Origin of the sequence: Klebsiella sp. MS 92-3, assembly GCF_000195655.1 — a bacterium.
GTDB lineage: Bacteria > Pseudomonadota > Gammaproteobacteria > Enterobacterales > Enterobacteriaceae > Klebsiella > Klebsiella pneumoniae.
Map to the genome: position 1 here is coordinate 33,890 of NZ_GL882795.1, position 2,455 is coordinate 36,344.

Annotated in this window: 3 protein-coding genes; all 3 read right to left on the reverse strand. The window is 58.4% G+C overall.

Features of this window, described 5'->3' with window-relative positions; translation table 11 throughout:
* The coding region (locus tag HMPREF9538_RS16235; RefSeq protein WP_009484799.1) for a DUF3313 domain-containing protein at positions 1-634 on the reverse strand (634 nt) is incomplete at its 3' end.
* Between the two features lie 260 nt (positions 635-894).
* Positions 895-1,491, reverse strand: coding sequence for a tellurite resistance methyltransferase TehB (gene tehB / locus HMPREF9538_RS16230; protein WP_002907481.1), 597 nt, complete (start codon positions 1,489-1,491; stop codon positions 895-897).
* The coding region (tehA, locus tag HMPREF9538_RS16225; RefSeq protein WP_009484800.1) for a dicarboxylate transporter/tellurite-resistance protein TehA at positions 1,488-2,455 on the reverse strand (968 nt) is incomplete at its 5' end. The genes tehB and tehA, both read right to left, overlap by 4 nt.

Here is a 2,455-nt window from a genome sequence, read left to right on the forward strand (position 1 = left end):
CCGCCATATCATCAATAACCTGCTTCAGGGTATCGACGGTCAGCGGTGTATTCTCATTCGCCAGGGTTTTGCCTTCCCCTTTCCGAACGACCTTGATGACCGGCTTATTGGTGCTGGCGTCAATGACCTCCGCCTCAAAGTACAGATCGGTGTCCATGGTACGATGGCCGGTGGCGGCCTGGGTGCCGGCGACAATCATAGCGACCGGGATCACTTCATAGAACTGCAGCCCCTCTTTGCTGGAGTCCACCCCGGTGATCGCCCCGCGGAAGATGAGGCTGCGCTTGCCGGCGGTAGTGGCCAGCGGTTTACGCTCGGAAATAGCCTGTTTCAGCTCTTTGTTGGTGTAGTTAAGAATATCCTGCAGCGCCTTCTCCCCTACCTGGGTGGTCGGCTTCGGTACCGGATAGTAGGTCACCGGGTGATAAACAATATTGTCATAGTTGGCCGGATTGAAGTTCGGATCGATCCAGCGCAGCTCCGGCTTGCCGGAGGCAGAGGTCGTTTCTTTCAAACTGGAATAATCTTTTAAGAAGCCCGAATACTGATCCGGTTGCGCCACTTTCGCCGCACAGCCGGTCAACGCCAATATTCCCGCCAGAGCGGCGACTTTCAGTAAAACGCGAGTACGCATAGAGAGATCCCTGTAAATGCAGTTTTTTTTCGGCAGACGTTATAGCAAATAGGACCCACTAGTTTTGTGACAAAAAAAGGGCTTCGTCAAGGAAGATTTATAAATATTGATTGCCTGAACATTACGTTAATAAATAATCACTTAAAAGGGGTATCGCGCGGTTTTCCAGGCTCATTTTCGCCGCAACGGGTCTCTGTCTTGCCCAGGCTCTGGCGGGGAATGCGGCGCGGGCCATGCTCAGCTTCCCACGCCGCGGCGAATCAGGCAGGCTTGCGCGCCAACAGGGTGGCGAAGCGCAATTTGATGCGATTGCCGTTGGCGTCGGTGCGATGCAGCTCGCCGACGTCCTCATTGTATTTCAGCAGCTCCCAGCCCTGGTAATAATCACGAAGCTCATCAGGTTTAAAGGCAAACGGGAAGCCGACGGTGCAGGGATAGTCTTCGGTATCCATCGCCGCCACAATCAGGTTATAGCCGCCGGCGGCGGTGCAGCGCTGCATATTGGCGATCAGGCCCGGGATGGTGTCAGGCTCGAGGAACATCATCACTACGGTGGAGAGGATCAGGTCATACTCGCCGTCAAAGCTCAGGCTGTTGAGGTCTTTCACCGCCGTTTGCAGATTATCCAGTCGCTCGGCGGCGCGAATACTTTCCAGATTGTTGACGCTCATCGGATTTTTATCCCACGCCGTCACCGCGAAGCCGTTCGCCGCCAGATAAAGGCTGTTACGCCCGTTGCCGCAGCCCAGATCCAGCGCCCGCCCCGGCGGCACAATCGTCGCGGCATGCAGCACCTCGGAATGGGTGCGGGTCAGGCTGTATTTTTGACTAAAATAATCCGCGTCACGCTTTGTCATGATCCTTCCTTCTTATTCAGGAGTGTTTCCCGGTCGACCTGGAGCAACAGTTTCCCGCTGACCAACAGCAACGCTGTACGCAGCAGCAGCAGGCCGACAACCAGATTGCTAAAAATAAATAGCGGCATCGCCAGATGATGAAAAAAGCCGTCTCCCCTGGCCTGGCCGAGATACAGACCGGTGGTGGCCAGCGCGGAAATGCCGAACGAGAAGCTCCAGAAAGAAGCATTGAACGGCTGACGAAGATACCAGGGCATCAGACGGAGCATAAACAGCAGCTGCAGCAGGCCGTAACCAAACAGCAGCTTAGCGAAGGTATCGGCCTCCCCGCCGTTGACGCTGAGCCAGGCGCTGCAGGCCACCAGCGCAGGCGCCAGCTGGATCCCCAGCGAGGTGCGCAGCGGCGTCGGCAGCTCGCCTGCGCTGCGCAGACGCTGGAGGATCGCCGGCTCGAGGCTCAGCCAGGAGAAGACCCCGGCGCCGAGGAACACCAGTCCGGCATCGGAAAATCCCAGCGCGCCGCAGGCCATCGTGCTGATAAAATTATTGGCTACTGTCGGCAGATACAACCCCGGCGTGGTGGCCTCGCGAGGATGGTTCCCTCGCCATAGCCCACCGCTTTGCCAGGCGGCATAGGCGAGCTGCAGCGCCACGCCCGGCACAAACAGCCCGATCGCCAGCGGCCGGCACCAGGGAGCCAAACCAATCGCCACCAACAGCGTGGTGGCCGGAAACAGGCTGACGAAGCTGCTGCTCACCGGATGACGCATCTCCCGCAGCACGCTCGCCGGAAAGCGGATCGCCCGGCTGATAAACGCCATGCTGAGCAGGACCCACATCGCCATCGCCAGCGTCACCAGCCCATCACCAATGCTGCGGCTGACCGGCCAGAGGGTGCTGGCGTAACGCCAGGCGAAGCCCATTCCGATGGTGCCGAGCACCATGCCAAAATAACCCGCCCGCC

Bases quoted from the DNA above. Each gene is read 5' to 3' on its own strand.
- tehB (WP_002907481.1), bottom strand. From the start codon at position 1,491: ATGACAAAGCGTGACGCGGATTATTTTAGTCAAAAATACAGCCTGACC.